This window comes from Gemmobacter fulvus (genome assembly GCF_018798885.1).
GTDB classification, from domain to species: Bacteria; Pseudomonadota; Alphaproteobacteria; order Rhodobacterales; family Rhodobacteraceae; genus Gemmobacter; species Gemmobacter fulvus.
This window is the reverse complement of sequence record NZ_CP076361.1, coordinates 2985744-3003059: the sequence shown is the minus strand read 5'-3', so window position 1 is coordinate 3003059 and position 17316 is coordinate 2985744. Positions and strand designations below refer to the sequence as shown.

Genomic DNA, 17316 nt, shown 5'->3' with positions numbered 1-17316 from the left:
CTTCATTAAAATTCGTTTATTGATCGACCGAAGTTCAGCTTTGCTTGATACAAATCTTTATCAGACAGCAACCATTCCTCTTTCATTTTTTTGATCTCGAACTCCATTTTAGCCCTAAGATATTTTTCCGCTTCCTCGATCTTACCGCCACTCTATAGCTATTGCTGTGTATTTCAGTTCGCCTTGCGCTCTGGCCTCTTGCTCTTTAAGTTTTTGCATTACTTCAAATTCGTAGTCTGCTTTGTCAAAATCCGATGAATACAACATTTTCAAAACTCCTTTTTCTTCATATTTTTCTGAAACCTGTAAAGGGTTGATCTGTGAACCCCTAATTCGTTTGCGATATACCATAACGGGTATCCTTCGCCTGCCAATGCATTGATCTTATTCAATGTTTCGATTTTCTCATGTGGCAACCTGCCATTGATTTTCTTCATACAATTCTCCTATGTTCAAATCTTATTTCTTATTAGCATTTCTGCTATCTTTATTTATAATACTTCGCAACGCTAATAGCATCATTCTACTTCAAAATCGGCTCAACATCAACGCAAATAAAAAAAAGGGCACCAGTTAAAGCGCCCTTTGCTGGTATTGCATTTAAATGTCATTGCTTAATCAACATATCCCCCAGTTCAACCCCGTCTTTCCGCTTATTTTTTATCCAATTTGGCTGCCTGCCTTTCCCCGACCAAGTTTCACCTTTATTATCTGGGTTCTCGTATTTCGGAATACCTTTGCCCGTTTTATTTTTGGTATTTTTACCCTCCATTAGTTCAGCTTCAAGCTCCTTCTCCAAACCAGCCGCTTCGAAAACGGAAATTCCGATTAATTTCGATATCTCCAACACTTCCGCCCTTATGCGCTCAATCCTATCCTCTATTGATTTCGCAAAGCTTTCAATCTTAGATTTTTTTTCCATTTCTGCATTCCCTTAGATACGATTCTGCTTGCTACGCTTTACCACATTGACCAAAATGTCAAATCATTTCAAATAATGATCAATCACCCCTGACAAAGATTTATTCAAGAATTCGACTCTGCCCTTTGCCGATCCATAGGAGCGCATGGCAATACTGTCTACTTTGTGACCAAGCATCAAATCCTCAGCGTCCTTCGTTACTCCATTAATTCTCAAATAATCTGACATGGCATGTCTCAGGCTATGAGCGACTATCTTTTTATCTTTTGTCACCTTCCTAATTTGACGCATGATAGCCTGTGAAGCCTTCACTTCTGAACGAGCGTAGCTTTCAAATATGTATTCATTATTAGTTTTAGTTCTTCTTTCAAATATATCCCTGATAGGTTCAAAAATTGGAATGCTTCTTTTGCTTTCCTCTGTTTTGAGTCTTCTGCCTGCATGTGGGATGATCGAAATGAACGAAACGTCGTCATTCAGGTTAACGTCAACCACTCTCAATCCAGTGATCTCACTTACCCTTGCGCCTGTATAGGTCAACACCACAAACAAATCTTTCAGTTCCCGCAGGCGTTCATTATCGCTCATGTTATCAATCAATTTATTAATCATGTCCTTTTCCATCGGACTTCTTTTGTCGATCTCACTTTCAAATGATTTTTTTTTTGGTAATTCCAGATTGTCAAAAGGATTTTTCATATTTGAATCTTTCGCTTTGATCCACTTGTTGAATGCTGCCTTCCAGACTGTGATTTCTCTCATAACACTGGCCCGCGATACTTGCTCAAGCCTCTCAGTTGCCCAAGCGTCTGCGTTGTGTCTGCTGATTTTGTTCAGTTTATCTGATTTTGTCCACTCTAACACGTTGTTATAAAAGGATTTATAGACCCTTTCGGCCTCAATTTTGGCCTTACTGCCTTCTTCCAAGCCATTCAGTGTTATATATTTGTCCATAACATCCCGCAGGTTTGGCACTTTGGCCTCAGCCCTGCCACGCTTCACCAGAGCCGCAGGAAGCTGTCCTTGCGCAAGTTTCTGTCTCAGACCCGCTGCCTTCTGTCTGGCCTCTTCCAGTGACCTCCTAGCGCGCTTCTGTGGGTCAAGTGACCCTGACAGGTCTGCCAGTGTCGCCACCGCTCCTAGGCTGACCTCAGATCGCTTTTCCGAACCCTTGCCTGACACGAAAGCCCACTGGCACGATCCGCCTGTTCTAACTCGCAGATACAACCCACCGCCGTCTGACAGTCTGCCTGTTTCCAGCTTGCCTGACATCGCGTCTGCTACGTCCTTGGCTGACAGTTTGCTTAGTTGTCGCTTCATGGCTCACCCTTGGCCCATAATTTGGCCCACTTTTATATCTGTGTCTTAATAGCCGCAAGTCCATACACTGCCAGCGAAAAATCCGGCATCGGATCATTTATTTGCTTATTTTCAATTACTTACAGGTATCATTTGCAGTGTTATCATGGCCTTAAGTGTTGCCAAAATATCACCGACGCCTCCCTGTCACAGAGTGATGGCCGGACTATGACGCCCCGCACCGCCCCATGCAAGGGATGCGCTGAAACCCGGGCAAAAGCTAGCCACTGCGCGGTTTACGCGGTGCCGCCACAGACCGGGCAGTCCGACCGCCGCTTGACGGCAATCACCCGCGTTTCGGCATAAAGCGCATCATGGATCATCAGCCGACCACGCAGCGTCTCTCCCGCCCCGGTCAGATGTTTCACCGCCTCCATCGCCATCATCGAACCGATGATGCCCGGCAGGGGGGCGGCCACCCCCGCCTCGGCACAGGAGGGCACCATGCCGGGGGCGGGCCGCGTCGGGAACACACAGGCATAACACGGCCCGCCCTGCCCCGGATCAAACAGCGACAGCTGCCCCTCCCATTGCGTAATCGCTCCCGAAATCAACGGCTTGCCCGCCGCCACCGCACTGCGGTTCACCAGATAGCGGGTGTCAAAATTGTCGGTGCCATCCAGGATCAGATCATAGTCGGCCAGCAGATCCGCCGCGATGTCCTCCGTCAGGCGGCGCTGATAGGGGCGCAGGCTGACAAAGGGATTGAGCGCCCGCATCGCCACCAGTGCCGATTGCACCTTGGCCATGCCGATCCGCGCATCGGCATGGATGATCTGGCGTTGCAGATTGGAATTGTCGACCAGATCGGCGTCGATCACCCCGATTGTGCCCACGCCGCTTGCCGCCAGATACAGCAGCGCCGGGCTGCCCAATCCCCCCGCACCCACCACCAGAACCTTCGCCGCCTTCAGCCGCTTCTGCCCCGGCCCGCCAATTTCGCGCAGGATGATGTGGCGAGCATAGCGGTCCAGCTCCACCGCGCCAAAGCTGGCGGGATCGGCCACCGGCGCAGGTGGCGGCACCCGCGCCTTCAGCGCGCGGATCACCAGCCGGTACAGCCCCACCACAGCAACCACGCCGCCCAGTACCAGCCAGCCCCGGGCATCGCCGCCGGTCGCCAGCCGCAGCCCGGCCTCTGGCGGCAGGATCAGATGGGTCAGCACCACCAGCGCCCAGACCGCCGCCATCGCCGCGACCCGCCGCTGTGCCGACAGACGCAGCAACGCACCGCCGCCCCAGATCACCACCAACAGACTTGCCACCAGCAGCATCAGCGCCGCCCCGTCGACCCGAAGCCACCCGCGCCACGCTCGGTCTCGCTCAGCTCCGCAACCACCGAAAAACGCACCTGCACGACCGGGGCCACCACGATCTGCGCGATCCGGTCGCCATGCTGCACCGTGTAGGCCTCACCGCCCAGATTGATCAAAGCCACGCCCAAAGGCCCGCGATAATCACTGTCAATGGTGCCGGGCGTATTGGGCAGCGTCAGACCATGTTTCGTCGCCAGGCCCGAGCGGGGCCGGATCTGCATCTCATATCCCACGGGAATTTCCACCCGGATCCCGGTGGCCACGATCACCCGCTGCATCGGCGCCAGGGTGATGCCCGCCGCCCGCTGCTCGGGCGGCAGATTGGCCCGCAGATCCGCCCCCGCCGCCCCCGGTGTCTCATAGCCCGGCATAGGCAGGCTGCGATCGGCCCAGTCTTCCCACAGAATCCGCACGTCCGGTGTCATTCCATCCCCCGTTTGCCCCTTCATGCGGCGCTCCGCCCCCTGATACAAGAGCGGCCTGCGCCTTTCATCTTGGCAAAAATATCCTCAGGGGGTGAATTGGCCAGAGGCCAAGAGGGGGCGCGAGCGCCCCCTACTGCCGGATCATCAAATCGGCGGCGGCACTCTCGCGCTGCACCCGCCGCGCATTGGGGATGTCATTCGACAGGGCCCGCGCCCGCGCCGCCTCGGGCGTGTGGTCGTGGTCGATCCAGCGCTGGATCAGACGGCGCTCCAACTCGGCCTCGGGCACCTCGAGCATCAGCGTCAGCCCATAGAAAGGCCGGGCCGCCGACCAGGGCTCCGCCTCCAGCAACAGGTAATTGCCCTCGATGATCAGAAGCCGGTCTTCGGCCCGCACCAGATCACCGCCCGCCCGTGCCAGATCCAGCTTGCGGTCGAAGACCGGGATCGCCACTTCGGGCTCCACCGTCAGCCGCTGCACCAGATGCACGAATCCTTGCGCATCAAAGCTTTCCGGGCTGCCCTTGCGGGCCAGAAGCCCGCGCGCCGCCAGCACCGGATTGTCGAGGTGAAAGCCGTCCATCGGCACCACGCGCGCACCAGCACCCAACTCGGCCCGCAGGCTTTCTGCCAGGGTCGATTTGCCCGCGCCGGGCGGGCCGGCAAGGGCGGTGATGAACCGCCCCTGCCCTGTGATCGCTTCGGCAGCCCTCTGACGGATCAGGGCGGCAATCGCGGCGGGTGTCATGCCGCTTCCGTCACGCCTTCGGGCAGTTTCGCCCCGGTCATGAAGGCCACGGCATCCGACATGGTGTAGTCCGACGGTTTGATCACACACAGCCGCTTGCCAAGACGGTGAATGTGGATTCTGTCTGCCACTTCAAACACATGCGGCATGTTGTGGCTGATCAGGATGATCGGAATCCCGCGCGAGCGCACATCGCGGATCAGCTCCAGCACCCGGCGGCTTTCCTTCACGCCCAGCGCTGCCGTCGGTTCATCGAGGATCACGACCTTCGATCCGAAGGCCGCCGCCCGTGCCACAGCCACCCCCTGCCGCTGGCCGCCCGACAGGGTTTCCACCGCCTGATTGATGTTCTGGATCGTCATCAACCCCAGTTCGTTCAGCTTGGCCCGCGCGAATTTCTCCATCGCGGGTTTGTCCAGCTTGCGGAACAGGCTGCCCATGATCCCCGGTTTGCGCAATTCGCGCCCCATGAACATGTTGTCGGCAATCGACAGCGCAGGCGACATGGCAAGCGTCTGATAGACACATTCGATACCAGCCGCCCGGGCGTCGATGGGCGAGGTGAAGTTGATCTTCTGGCCTTCCAGCGTGATCTCGCCCTCGTCTGGCACAACGGCGCCAGACAAAGCCTTGATCAACGAGGATTTTCCGGCCCCGTTATCGCCGATCACCGCCAGAATCTCGCCCGGATAGAGATCGAAGTCGCAATGGTCGAGCGCAGTGACCTTGCCATAGCGCTTTACCAGACCACGGCCTTTCAGGATGGGTTCTTGTGTCATGCTGCTGCCTTTCTGATCCACTGGTCCACGGCGACGGCAAAGATGATCAGCACGCCGATGAGGAAGAAGGTCCATTGCGGGTCGGTGCCAACAAGGCGCAGGCCCATTTCAAACACGCCCACGATCAGCGCCCCGAAGAACATCCCGACAATGGAGCCACGGCCGCCAAAGAGCGAGATCCCCCCGATCACCACAGCCGTGATGGACTGGATGTTGCCCAATTGCCCGGTGGAGGCGGTGGGCGAAACCGATCCGAACCGCCCGATCATCACCCAGCCGGCGATGGCGCAGAAAAACCCGGCCAGCGCATAGACCTGGATGAGGATCTTCTTGGTCTGCACCCCGGCCAGCTCGGCGGATTCCGCATCGTCACCCACCGCATAGACATGCCGCCCCCAGGCCGTCTGGCGCAGCACATAGGACATGATGGCGACCAGCGCGATCATCAGGAACACGGCATAGAGGATCTTCACCCCGCCCGGCTGGATCGAGCCGCCCCAGAACTGCAAGGCAGGCGCCTGCTCCTGGATATCGGACGAACGGATGGTTTCATTGGCCGAATAGATGAAGTTCGAGGCGAGCAGAATCTGCCAGGTGCCCAGCGTCACGATGAAGGGCGGCAGTTTGATCTTGGCCACAAGATAACCGTTGATCGCGCCCATCGCCGTGCCCAGCACAAGTCCGATGCCAATGGCCGCGGGGGCCGGGATGCCATAACGAAAGCTCATCTGCCCCATCAGCACCGACGAGAACACCGCGATGGCCCCGACCGACAGGTCAATCCCCGCCGTCAGCACCACGACGGATTGCGCACAGCCCAGAATACCGACAATCGCGATCTGTTGCAGGATGGTCGACAGCGTTGTTGCCTTGAAGAAGTTTTCGGACAGCAGCCCGAAAATCACGATGGCCACCACCAGAACGATCATCGGCACGGCCGAGGGTGTCTGGTGAAGCCAGCTTTGCAGGCGCTTCAATGCGCTCTTGTCTTCGTGGAATTCGGCAACTTTTTCCGAAGCGCCCTTCAGGCCTTCCTCAAAACTCGTCGCCCCTTTTGCATCAGATGCCATAGTCACATTCCCCCTATGCTCGCTTCGCCCAAAATGGGTGCGCAGCTTGTGACAAGGGCGGCGCGATGGCCGCCCTTGGGTTCAGTCTTTATGAAGCTTTGCTTCGGATCAATGGGCTTGAAAGCCGGGGCTCAGCCCCAGCAGAGTTCGGCGCCCTTGGTGGTGTCGATCGACTCCACACCGTCCACCGGCTTGTCGGTGATCAGGGCCACGCCGGTGTCAAAGAAGTCCTTGCCTTCGGTCGGGGCCGGTTTGGTGCCGTCGGCGGCGAATTTCGCAATCGCCTCTACACCCAGAGCCGCCATTTGCAGCGGGTATTGCTGCGAGGTGGCCCCGATCACGCCGTCTTTCACGTCCGCCACGCCGGGGCAGCCGCCGTCAACCGACACGATCAGCACGTCTTTTTCGCGACCGATGGCTTTCAGCGCCTCATAGGCCCCGGCAGCCGAAGGTTCGTTGATGGTATAGACCACGTTGATTTCCGGGTCTTTCGCCAGCAGCGCTTCCATCGCCTTCAGCCCGCCCTCTTCGTTGCCCGAGGTGACTTCGTTGCCCACGATGCGCGGATCGGTTTCGTCGCCCCATTTGTTGGCATCGGCCAGATCCACGCCAAAGCCTTGCAGGAAGCCCTGATCGCGCATCACATCCACCGACGGCTGTGCAATCGACAGGTCAAGCAGGGCAATCTTGGCGGTGGCCGCCGCATCGCCCATGGCCGATTTCGCCCATTGCCCGATCAGCAGACCGGCCTGGAAGTTGTCGGTGGCAAAGGTGGCGTCAGCCGCGTCGATCGGGTCCAGCGGGGTGTCGAGCGCAATCACCAGAACACCGGCGTCACGGGCCGATTTCACCGCATCCACGATGGCCTTGGTGTCCGAGGCGGTCAGCAGGATGCCCTTGGCGCCATCGGCCACGCAAGCCTCGATGGCCGCGACCTGGCTTTCATGGTCGCCGTCGATCTTGCCGGCATAGGCTTTCAGCGTCATGCCGAGTTCGGTCGCCTTGGCCTCGGCCCCTTCTTTCATCTTCACGAAGAAGGGGTTGGTGTCGGTCTTGGTGATCAGGCAGGCGCTCACGCCCTCAGCCAGTGCAGGGGCAGCTGACATGAGTGCAAGCGCCGCCACGCCCACAAGGGCTTTCGCTTTGAATTTCATCTTGTTTCCTCCCAAGGAAATCAAGGGCCTAGGCCCGTTATCTGTTCCGAGACACCACAGCGCCCTCTCTCGCTGCGATGACGATAAGAAGCCTGATTCCCGACGTTCCGTCAAGATAAATAAATCAGTCTGATTTAATATTGACAGACTCCCCGCCCCGCCGCACTCTGCCTGCAACCGCCTTCACATTTCGCCCGAAATGCAGGCAAGGACGCTTTTGGAAAGTCAAAGATCATGCTGATCGGTTTGCCCGCCATCCTTGGACCCGAAATGTTGTTTACTTTGCGGGCGATGGGCCATGGCGACGAAATTGCGCTCGTGGATGGCAACTACCCGGCGCAGGCCCATGCCCAGCGCCTTGTGCGGGCGGATGGACATGGCGTGCCCGCCCTGCTGGAGGCCATACTGCAGGTAATGCCCTTGGACACCGACACGCCCGCCGCGATCTTCCGGGCCGCGCTGAACAATGATCCGGCGCAATCGGGGCCGATTCATGTGCGAATCGATGCGCTTTGTGCGGCGCGTGTGCCCGGCTACCGGGTGCAGCCGCTGTCGGGCGAGGCGCTCTATCCGCGCATCCGCGCCGCCCATACGATCATCGCCACCAGCGAGCCTGCGCTGTTCGGCAATGTGATCCTGCGCAAAGGCGTGATCCGGCCTCAGGACGGAGACGTGCAGCGGGAATGACTATTGAACCCCGCCGGACATGGGGCCAAAGCAGCGGCGGGGCATTGACGGAGGAGAGTGGACCAGTGCGCAACGGAGGGGACATGGCCTTGGACCGAAGCAGCGGCGACCCGGCGGGGGCGCAGGGCGGTGGTCTGCGCGGCTCCAACCAATCCGGGATGCGTGCCCATAATGAACGGCTTGTTCTCAGTCTGGTGCGCCAGCACGAAGCCTTGGCCAAATCGGATATTGCCCGGATGACCGGCCTGTCGGCGCAGACCGTCTCGGTGATCATGCGCGCGCTGGAACAGGATGGGCTGCTGCTGCGTGGCAAGCCAGTGCGCGGTCGGATCGGCCAGCCTTCGGTGCCGATGTCACTGGCGGCGGATGGGGCGTTTTTCTTCGGCCTGAAGATCGGGCGGCGCTCCACCGATCTGACGCTGGTGGATTTTACCGGCACGGTGCGCGCCACCCGCCGCCGCGTGTATCGCTATCCCACGCCCGATGCCGTGCTGTCTTTCGTGGCCGAAGCCCTGCCCGCGATGACCGCCACCCTGCCCGAGGCCCTGCAAGAGCGCATCGGCGGCATGGGCGTCGCCATGCCGTTCCAACTGTGGAGCTGGGTGCAATATATCGGCGCCCCGCAGGCCGAGATGGATGCCTGGCGCGTGCGCGACATTCAGGCCGAACTCAGCGCCGTGGCGGGGATGCCCGTCACCGTGCAGAATGACGCAACCGCCGCCTGCGGTGCCGAGCTGGTGTTTGGCAGCGGCGAAAAACCCAAGGATTTCCTGTATTTCTACTTCGGATATTTCATCGGTGGCGGGCTGGTGCTGAATGGCCAGCTGTTCACCGGGCGCAGCGGCAATGCCGCAGGGGTCGGGCCGATGCTGGTGCCCGGCCCGGATGGGCGGATGCGGCGTTTGCTGACCGTGGCCTCTCTGTCGGTGCTGGCACAGGCGATGGATGCGGCGGGCGAGCCGTCCGATGGGCTGTGGGAATCGCCCGAGCCATGGACCGTGAGCCCGCGCGTCGTCAGCCGCTGGATGGATGAGGCCGCCGAAGGGCTGGCCGCCGCAATCCTCGGTGCCACCTCATTGCTGGAACTGGGGGCGGTGCTGATCGACGGCTGGATGCCGGTGGAATACCGCGCCGAACTGACACGCCGCACCCATGACGCCTTTCACCGGCTGGATCTGGCTGGGGTGGACCCGCCGCTGATCCGCGAAGGCACGGTGGGATCCAGCGCAAGGTCGATGGGGGCCGCCGCCATTCCGCTGTCGCAGCGCTACCTGCTCGAACAGGGGTCTGTGCTGACGGAAGGCTGAGGAGGCCCAAGTTTTGCGCCGGTCGGGTTGACAGGGGGTAAAGTCTTGTCGGACTAAGGGGAAGGCCCATATAGGACCCATCCAACAGACACGACACACCCCGACACGCCCGAGAACGGCCCAAAAAACGGAAACGCCCCCGGTATGTCCCTTGCCCTGATTGCTGCGCTGCCCTTTCTGGGTGCGCTACTGCCCGGCCTTATGATCCGCGCCGGACGCAACGCCTGTGCCCTTGTCACAGGGTCCGTCACCCTGCTTGCCCTGATCGGGCTGGGTCTGCATATCCCGGCTGTGCTGCGCGGCGATGTGATCCAGACCCGGATCGAGTGGTTGCCCGCGCTGGGGCTGAACGCGAATTTCTTTCTGGACGGGCTGGGCCTGCTGTTTGCCGGGCTGATCCTCGGGATCGGCTTGCTCATCATCCTCTATGCGCGCTTTTATCTGAGCGACCGCGACCCGATGGGGCAATTCTACACCTATCTGATGCTGTTCCAGGGCGCGATGGTCGGGATTGTCCTGTCCGACAACATCCTGCTTCTGCTGGTGTTCTGGGAGCTGACCTCGCTGTCCTCCTTCCTGCTGATCGGCTATTGGAAACACCTGCCCGAAGGGCGGCAGGGGGCCCGGATGGCGCTGGCGGTCACCGGGGCGGGCGGGCTTGCGATGATCGCGGGCATGTTGATCCTGGGCCAGATCAGCGGCAGCTATGATCTGAGCGTGATCCTGACGAACAAGGCCGCGATTCAGGCCAGCGACTGGTATCTGCCCGCACTGATCCTGATCCTGCTGGGGGCCTTTACCAAATCGGCGCAGTTCCCGTTCCATTTCTGGCTGCCGCATGCGATGGCCGCCCCCACCCCGGTTTCGGCCTATCTGCATTCGGCGACCATGGTGAAGGCGGGCATTTTCCTGATGGCGCGGCTGTGGCCGGTGCTGGCAGGCACCCCGGAGTGGTTCTGGATCGTCACCTCCGCCGGGCTGATCACCATGGTGATGGCCGCCAAGATCGCGCTGTTCAAGGATGACCTCAAGGCGCTTCTGGCGTTTTCCACCGTGTCGCATCTGGGGCTGATCACCATGCTGCTGGGCTTTGGCACCAAGGCGGCGGCGACGGTGGCGGTGTTTCACATTGTCAATCACGCCACCTTCAAGGCCGCATTGTTCATGGCGGCAGGCATCGTGGATCACGAGACCCATACCCGCGACATCAAGCGGCTGGGCGGCCTGCGCCACCTGATGCCGATCACCTTTGCCATCGTCACGATTGCCGCGCTGTCGATGGCGGGCCTGCCGCCGTTCAACGGCTTCCTGTCCAAGGAAATGATGCTGGAAGAGGCCGCCCATACCGCGCCTTGGGTGATTGGCGTGCTGGCCACCATCGGCGCGCTGTTTTCGGTGGCCTACAGCTTCCGTCTGGTCGACCACGCCTTTCTGGGACCGCAGCGCGACGATTACCCGCACAAGCCGCATGATCCGGGCTTTGGCCTCTGGGTGGCCCCTGCCCTGCTGGCGGCGCTGGTCGTTCTGATCGGGCTGATGCCGATGACCTTTGCGGGCTGGCTGGTCGATGCGGCGGCAAGTGCCGTGACCGGCGCGGCGGTGCAGGCAAAGATCGCGCATTGGCACGGGCTGCACAGCCCGGCGCTGTGGATGTCGCTGGCGGCCATTGGCGGGGGTCTGGCCGTGCTGGGTCTGCACCGGCGGCTGGAGGCGCTGTGGCTGGCCGCGCCGCGCCCCGAGGCAAAGCAGATCTTCGATGGCGTTATGGAACCTTTCGCCCGCCTTGCGCGCGGCATCACCGAGGCACTGCATACCGGATCCATGGGGCGCTATCTGTGGATCAGCACGGCGGCCATCGTCGCCGCTGGCTACTTCGCCTTCCGCACCGGCAGCCATGCGGCGGGCAGCCGCGCCCTGACCGAGATCGAGCCGGTGGCCGCCATCGGCTGGCTGCTGCTGGTCGTGGCCTCGCTGGCGGTCGCCGTGCTGCATCGCCAGCGCCTGCTGGTGCTGGTGCTGGTCGGGGTGATCGGGCTGATCGTCAGTGTCGGTTTTGCCTATCTGTCGGCCCCGGATCTGGCGCTCACACAGATCTCGGTCGAGGTGGCGACGGTGATCCTGCTGCTGCTGGCGCTGAACTTCCTGCCGAAAACCACGCCCGTCGAAAGCCGCCCCGCCCGCAAGCTGCGCGATGCAGCACTGGCGGGCTTTGGCGGGCTGGCGGTCGGCGGGCTGATCTATGCGCTGCTGACCCGCGATTTCGCCTTTCCGACGATTGCCGACTACCATCTGGCCAATTCCAAAACTCTGGGCGGCGGCACCAATGTGGTGAACGTGATCCTCGTCGACTTCCGCGGCTATGATACTTTCGGCGAGATCACCGTTCTGGGGATCGCGGCCATTCTGATCTATGCGCTGGCCGAATCCATCCTGCGGCCCGGCCCGGCGAATGACCGGCTGCGCAACTGGGTCAGCGATACGCCCGACGCAGGCGACCGCCACCCGCTGATGATGGTGGTGGCCACCCGGATGATGCTGCCCATCGCGCTGATGGTGGGGATCTATATCTTCCTGCGCGGCCATAACGTGCCCGGCGGCGGCTTTGTGTCCGGGCTGGTCGTCTCTATCGCGCTGGTCATGCAATACATGGCCTCCGGCTTTGGCTGGACGGCGGCACGGCAGAAGATCGACTATCACGGGCTGATCGGCGCAGGCGTGCTGATTGCCGCCGCCACCGGCATCGGATCCTGGTTCGCGGGCCGCCCCTTCATGACCTCCAACTACGGCTATTTCGAGATCTGGCCGCTGGAGAAGTTTGAGCTGGCCACCGCCGCCCTGTTCGATCTGGGCGTGTTCCTGACGGTGCTGGGCGCGGTGATGCTGGCGCTGTCGTCGCTGTCGCGGCTGGCCAACCGCGCCGGGCAGACCGTGAACACCGAGGCCTATGACGTGCGCCCCGATCTGACCCCCGATCTCATGGAGGAGAAATAACATGGAACTCCTCGTGGCAATGGCCGTCGGCCTGATGACGGCGGTGGGGATTTACCTGATCCTGCGCCTGCGCACCTTCCCGGTGATCGTGGGGCTGGCGATGCTGTCTTATGCCTGCAACGTGTTCATCTTTGCCTCGGGCCGGATCGTGGCAGGCCTGCCGCCGATCCTGTCGCCCGACGCGGCGGGCTACACCGATCCGCTGCCACAGGCGCTGGTGCTGACGGCCATCGTGATCTCGTTCGGCATGACGGCGGTGATCGTGATGATGGCGCTTGGCGCGTTTCTGGAAGCGGGCGATGACCGCATCGACCTGGAAGGAGACGCCGAATGATGGGCCATTGGATCATCACCCCGGTGGTGCTGCCTGCCGTGATGGGCGCCTTTAGCGTTCTGCTGCTGCGCAATGACCTTGGCCTCAGCCGGATCTTCTCGACCGCCGCCACCGCCCTGCTGCTGGCGATCACGGGGCTGCTGCTGCATGCGGCCTCGGTCAACGGGCCTGAGGTCTATTTCCTCGGCAACTGGCCTGCGCCCTTTGGCATCGTGCTGGTGCTGGACCGCCTGTCGGCGCTGATGCTGATGCTGACGGCGCTGCTGGCGCTTGTGGTGCAGCTTTATGCCATCGGCAGCGGCTGGGATGCGCGCGGCAAACATTTCCACGCGCTCTGGCAGTTTCAGCTGATGGGCGTCTGCGGTGCGTTTCTGACCGGCGACGCCTTCAACCTGTTCGTGTTCTTTGAAGTGCTGCTGATCGCCTCATACGGGCTGATGATCCATGCGGGCGGGCGTGACCGGCTGAAGGCGGGCGTGCAATATGTGGCCTTCAATCTTGTCGGCTCCACCCTGTTCCTGTTTGCGCTGGCCACGATCTATTCCGTGACCGGCACGCTGAACATGGCCGATCTGGCGGTAAAGCTTCCCGATCTGCCGGCGGGAGATTTCGCGCTGATCCGCACGGCGGGGGTGATGCTGCTGATGGTCTTCGCCATCAAGGGCGCGCTGGTGCCGCTGCATTTCTGGCTGCCTGCCACCTATGCGCAGGCGCCGGGGCCGGTTTCGGCGCTGTTTGCGGTGATGACCAAGGTCGGTGCCTATGCGGTGATCCGCTGTTACACCCTGATCTTCCCCGATACCCTGCCCGCGACCGGCGCGCTGTTTGCCGATCTGTTGCTGCCCGCCGCGATTGTCACGCTGGCGGTCGGTGCCTTGGGGATGCTCGGGGCCAGCAGCCTGCAACGGCTGGTGGCCTTCGGGGCCATCACCTCGATGGGCACGCTGTTCGTGGCGATTGCGCAGTTCACGCCGCAGGCCACCGGGGCCGCGCTCTATTACATGCTGCATTCCACGCTGGCGGCGGGCGCGATGTTCCTGATTGCCGATCTGGTGCTGTCGCGCCGTGCCACCGGCAGCCTGGATCAGATCCGCCCGCCCCTGCCCCAGCATGGGCTGATTGCCGCGCTGTTCATGGTGGCGGCCATCGCCATGGCCGGGATGCCGCCGCTGTCGGGGTTTCTGGGCAAGCTGATGATCCTTGATGCCACACGCGGCGCGCAAATGGCACTGATCTGGAGTGCGATCCTCGGCAGCTCGCTGGTGATGATCCTCGGGCTTGCGCGTGCAGGCTCGACCCTGTTCTGGAAAACCCATGCCACGCCCGGCACCTGCCCGCCCCATGCCGCACAGCCGCTGGCCTTTGTGGCGGTGTTTGCGCTGCTGATCGCCTTGGCCGGGCTGACGGTGGCAGCGGGGCCGGTGATGGAGTGGCTGACGCTGACGGCGGCCGAGTTGCATGATCCGCAGGCCTATATTGCCGCCAACCGGCTGGAGGGCCTGTAAATGCTGCGCAAACTGTTTCCGCATCCGGGGCTAACCCTGCTGTTGATCGTGACCTGGCTGATGCTGGTGAACGAGTTCAAATGGGGCAGCCTCGTCTTTGCCGCGATGCTGGGCGTGCTGATCCCGCTGCTGACAGCCCCCTATTGGCCGGACCGCCCGAAGATCCGCAACTGGCACGCCGTGGCGGAATTCATCGCCATCGTGCTGTGGGACATCGTGAAATCCAATGTCACCGTGGCGCTGATCGTGCTGTTCAAATCACGCGCGGCACTGCAACCGGCCTGGATCTCGGTGCCGCTGGACCTGCGCAGCCCCGAGGCGATCACCGTGCTGGCGGGCACCATCACCATGACACCGGGCACCGTCACCGCCGACATGTCGGCGGATGGCCGGGCGCTGCTGGTGCATTGCCTGCACGCCCCCGACCCGGACGGCGTGCGCGATGACATCAAGGCCCGCTACGAAACCCGGCTGCAAAGGATCTTCGCATGATCGACATGGCCCTCACCTTTGCCTTTGGCTGTTTTGGTCTGGCGCTGCTGATGAACCTGTGGCGCGTCGTGATCAGCCCCAGTATTCCCGACCGGGTTCTGGCGCTGGATACGATGGTGGTGAACATGATCGCGCTGATCGTGCTTTATGGCATGGCCACCCGCAGCGGTCTGTATTTCGAGGCAGCGATGCTGTTCGCAATGACCGGGTTTGTGTCCTCGGTCGCCTATGCGAAATTCATCCTGCGTGGCGATATCATTGAATAAGGGGCAGTTATGATTGCAGAACTCCTGATCTCGGCCCTGCTGGTCATCGCGGGCCTGTTTGCGCTGATCGGCAGCTTTGGCCTGCTGAAACTGCCCGATCTGATGACGCGGCTGCACGCGCCCACCAAGGCCAGCACGCTGGGTGTGGGTGGGGTGCTGATCGCGTCGATGGGTTATGCGGCGCTGACCAGCGGCAGCCTGAGCTGGCACGAATTGCTGATCACGCTGTTCCTGTTCCTGACCGCGCCGATCACCGCGAATTTCATCGCCAAGGCACATATCGCGCGCAGCATGCCCAAGCTGGATCTGCCCGCCACCGGCACGGGGCGGACTTGGGCGACGCTGGATCTGTCGGAAGAGCCGGTGCAGCCCGAGCTTACGCCGCCGGGCAAGCCCGGTCGCCCCTCCTGATCCCCGTCCTGATCCCGGTCACGGGGCGCTGAGGATCGCCGACAGCGGGGCCAGCGCCACCGATCCGGCCCGACCCTCGGCGGCCCATTCCAGCAGGGCGGCGAGGGTGTCGGGTGTGGCGGTGCCCAGCACCGCAACCTGGCCATCCTGCGCCGCCTTGAAGGCCGCGCGGTCCAGATAGCGCCGCATCACCGGAATGCTTTCGCCTTCGGCATCAATCTGGCGGAAGATCAGCGCCGAGGGCACCGCCTCGCGCCGCGCCACCTGATCGCCGGCATTCAGGCCACGGTCGAAGGTGACAAGCCCGCGCCCCTGATCCTTGATCACCGGCACCAGATCCGAGGCGAGCGGGCGGTCATTCTGAAACCCGCCTTGCGGCAGATCGACCACGGCCACCGCTTCGGGCAGCGCCTTGGCATGGGCCTCGAATGTCACTTGCAGATCGGCAGGGGTTGCGCCCTTGGGGATCGCCGCCGCCAGCATCGCTACCTCTTTGCCTGCTGCGCGATAGGCGGCCGCCTGCGCGGCCACGCCTGCAACCGTCGGATCCAGCGCGATGGTGACGGGCAAGGGCAGATTGGCCAGCGCCGTGCGATCCAGATCGGGGCTGCCGGTATCAATCAGCACGATGGTATAGAGCGGTTTGTTCTGCGGATTGTCAAAGCTTGCGGCAAAGCGGACCAGCGGGCGCGGATCATCCTCCAGCACCAGCTCAGGAACAGCCGAAGCCTCCGGGGTGCTGGCCTCGGGAAGCGCCTCTGGTGCCGCGTCAATCACCGGCAGGCGGCCCGTCGTCACGCCCTCCACAGCGCCACCAAGGCCGGGTTCCGGGCGATCCAGCAACGGCTCTGCCGGGGCTTCGGGCGGGGGCGGTGCGGGTTCTGCGGCGGGCGCTTCAACCGTAGTGTCGGGGGCCAGCGGCGAATCTGCCGGGATTTCCGCAGGCAAGGGCTGCTCCAGCAGGGCCTGCTCTTCTGCGGTCAGCGGCGGCACCGGCGGCGGCTCGACCAGCCGCGGCGCGTCATCCGCATCGGCCCCGGCCTCGGGGCGGCCCGGCTCACTGGTGGCGGGGGCAGCGGCGGTTTCGGCGGGCATCATGGCCGGGGGCGCGGCAGGCGACGGCACCACCCCAAGCGCGGGTGGGGTGACAGCGGCCACAGGCGGTACCGCCGCCTCGGGCGCGGTCGGTGCGGGCGCCGGTGCCACCGCCTCCGGCGCGGCAGGCTCGGCTTCCACCGGGGCGGCGGCGACGTCAGGGGCCGCTTCGGGCATCGGCGCAGGCTCTGGCGTCACCACGGGGGGCGCATCCACATTGGCGCTGCGCACCGCAGATTGCGGCGCCGGGGCCAGTTGCGACAAGACCCCAAGACCCAGCGTCGCGACAACGCCGCCCCAGATCACACCCGACAGAAATCCACGCATTGCTGCCTCCAACACACCCGAACGGTTCGCCCGCCCTTGCCTTTTGGCCACATCTCGCGGGAGGGTTTGACTTGACCTCCCCCGGCGGCTCTGACCATGTATAGCGCGACGATGCACGGGGTTCACCC

Annotated in this window: 18 protein-coding genes; 8 read left to right on the top strand and 10 right to left on the bottom strand. The window is 61.9% G+C overall.

Annotation, left to right across the window (positions count from 1 at the left end; all coding sequences use genetic code 11):
* Positions 1 to 141: 141 nt before the first annotated feature.
* The 9 genes from KM031_RS14570 to KM031_RS14530 all read right to left on the bottom strand — a co-directional run bounded on the left by KM031_RS14570 (position 142) and on the right by KM031_RS14530 (position 7773).
* Positions 142 to 351 carry a hypothetical protein gene (locus tag KM031_RS14570; RefSeq protein ID WP_215507292.1) on the bottom strand — a complete coding sequence of 70 codons (210 nt, stop codon included), beginning with the start codon at positions 349 to 351 and terminating at the stop codon, positions 142 to 144.
* 256 nt (positions 352 to 607) lie between these two features.
* The gene (locus KM031_RS14565; protein ID WP_215507294.1) at positions 608 to 922 is read right to left on the bottom strand and encodes an H-NS histone family protein; all 315 of its coding nucleotides are present in this window, start codon (positions 920 to 922) and stop codon (positions 608 to 610) included.
* A gap of 63 nt (positions 923 to 985) precedes the next feature.
* Complete coding sequence (locus tag KM031_RS14560; RefSeq protein ID WP_215507296.1) at positions 986 to 2242, bottom strand: site-specific integrase; 1257 nt, start codon at positions 2240 to 2242, stop codon at positions 986 to 988.
* Positions 2243 to 2517: 275 nt separating this feature from the next.
* Complete coding sequence (locus KM031_RS14555) at positions 2518 to 3555, bottom strand: HesA/MoeB/ThiF family protein (RefSeq protein ID WP_215507298.1); 1038 nt, start codon at positions 3553 to 3555, stop codon at positions 2518 to 2520.
* On the bottom strand, positions 3555 to 4022 hold the full coding sequence (dut, locus tag KM031_RS14550) for a dUTP diphosphatase (RefSeq protein ID WP_215507300.1): 468 nt from the start codon (positions 4020 to 4022) through the stop codon (positions 3555 to 3557). The genes KM031_RS14555 and dut overlap by 1 nt, the downstream gene beginning before the upstream one ends.
* Before the next feature lie 130 nt (positions 4023 to 4152).
* Positions 4153 to 4770, bottom strand: a complete 618-nt coding sequence (locus KM031_RS14545; protein ID WP_215507302.1) for a nucleoside/nucleotide kinase family protein — start codon at positions 4768 to 4770, stop codon at positions 4153 to 4155.
* Positions 4767 to 5549 (bottom strand): ATP-binding cassette domain-containing protein, encoded by a 783-nt coding sequence (locus KM031_RS14540; protein WP_215507304.1) that lies wholly within the window; start codon positions 5547 to 5549, stop codon positions 4767 to 4769. The genes KM031_RS14545 and KM031_RS14540 overlap by 4 nt, the downstream gene beginning before the upstream one ends.
* A complete protein-coding gene (locus KM031_RS14535; RefSeq protein ID WP_215507306.1) occupies positions 5546 to 6619 on the bottom strand; it encodes an ABC transporter permease in 1074 nt (357 codons plus the stop codon). The genes KM031_RS14540 and KM031_RS14535 overlap by 4 nt, the downstream gene beginning before the upstream one ends.
* Positions 6620 to 6750: 131 nt before the next feature.
* Positions 6751 to 7773, bottom strand: coding sequence for a sugar ABC transporter substrate-binding protein (locus KM031_RS14530; protein WP_215507308.1), 1023 nt, complete (start codon positions 7771 to 7773; stop codon positions 6751 to 6753).
* A 234-nt stretch (positions 7774 to 8007) separates the two neighbouring features.
* On the opposite strand from KM031_RS14530, the gene KM031_RS14525 reads away from it, so the two are divergent.
* The 8 genes from KM031_RS14525 (at position 8008) to KM031_RS14490 (ending at position 15766) form a co-directional block, all read left to right on the top strand.
* Positions 8008 to 8460, top strand: coding sequence for an RbsD/FucU family protein (locus KM031_RS14525; RefSeq protein WP_215507310.1), 453 nt, complete (start codon positions 8008 to 8010; stop codon positions 8458 to 8460).
* Positions 8461 to 8543: 83 nt separating this feature from the next.
* Positions 8544 to 9767 carry an ROK family transcriptional regulator gene (locus KM031_RS14520; protein WP_246567321.1) on the top strand — a complete coding sequence of 408 codons (1224 nt, stop codon included), beginning with the start codon at positions 8544 to 8546 and terminating at the stop codon, positions 9765 to 9767.
* Between the two features lie 144 nt (positions 9768 to 9911).
* Entirely contained in the window at positions 9912 to 12758 is a 2847-nt protein-coding gene (locus tag KM031_RS14515) for a monovalent cation/H+ antiporter subunit A (protein WP_215507312.1), read from the top strand.
* A 1-nt stretch (position 12759) separates the two neighbouring features.
* The gene (locus KM031_RS14510) at positions 12760 to 13092 is read left to right on the top strand and encodes a Na+/H+ antiporter subunit C (protein ID WP_215507314.1); all 333 of its coding nucleotides are present in this window, start codon (positions 12760 to 12762) and stop codon (positions 13090 to 13092) included.
* Positions 13092 to 14597 (top strand): monovalent cation/H+ antiporter subunit D, encoded by a 1506-nt coding sequence (locus tag KM031_RS14505; protein WP_215507369.1) that lies wholly within the window; start codon positions 13092 to 13094, stop codon positions 14595 to 14597. Before KM031_RS14510 ends, KM031_RS14505 begins: the two co-directional genes overlap by 1 nt.
* The gene (locus KM031_RS14500; RefSeq protein ID WP_215507316.1) at positions 14598 to 15089 is read left to right on the top strand and encodes a Na+/H+ antiporter subunit E; all 492 of its coding nucleotides are present in this window, start codon (positions 14598 to 14600) and stop codon (positions 15087 to 15089) included.
* Complete coding sequence (locus KM031_RS14495) at positions 15086 to 15355, top strand: K+/H+ antiporter subunit F (protein WP_215507318.1); 270 nt, start codon at positions 15086 to 15088, stop codon at positions 15353 to 15355. The genes KM031_RS14500 and KM031_RS14495 overlap by 4 nt, the downstream gene beginning before the upstream one ends.
* A gap of 9 nt (positions 15356 to 15364) precedes the next feature.
* Positions 15365 to 15766: a Na+/H+ antiporter subunit G gene (locus KM031_RS14490; RefSeq protein ID WP_215507320.1), complete on the top strand. Its 402-nt coding sequence runs from the start codon at positions 15365 to 15367 to the stop codon at positions 15764 to 15766.
* A gap of 18 nt (positions 15767 to 15784) precedes the next feature.
* Here KM031_RS14490 and KM031_RS14485 read toward each other — a convergent pair whose 3' ends face one another.
* Positions 15785 to 17188: a divergent polysaccharide deacetylase family protein gene (locus KM031_RS14485; RefSeq protein WP_215507322.1), complete on the bottom strand. Its 1404-nt coding sequence runs from the start codon at positions 17186 to 17188 to the stop codon at positions 15785 to 15787.
* Positions 17189 to 17316: the final 128 nt, after the last annotated feature.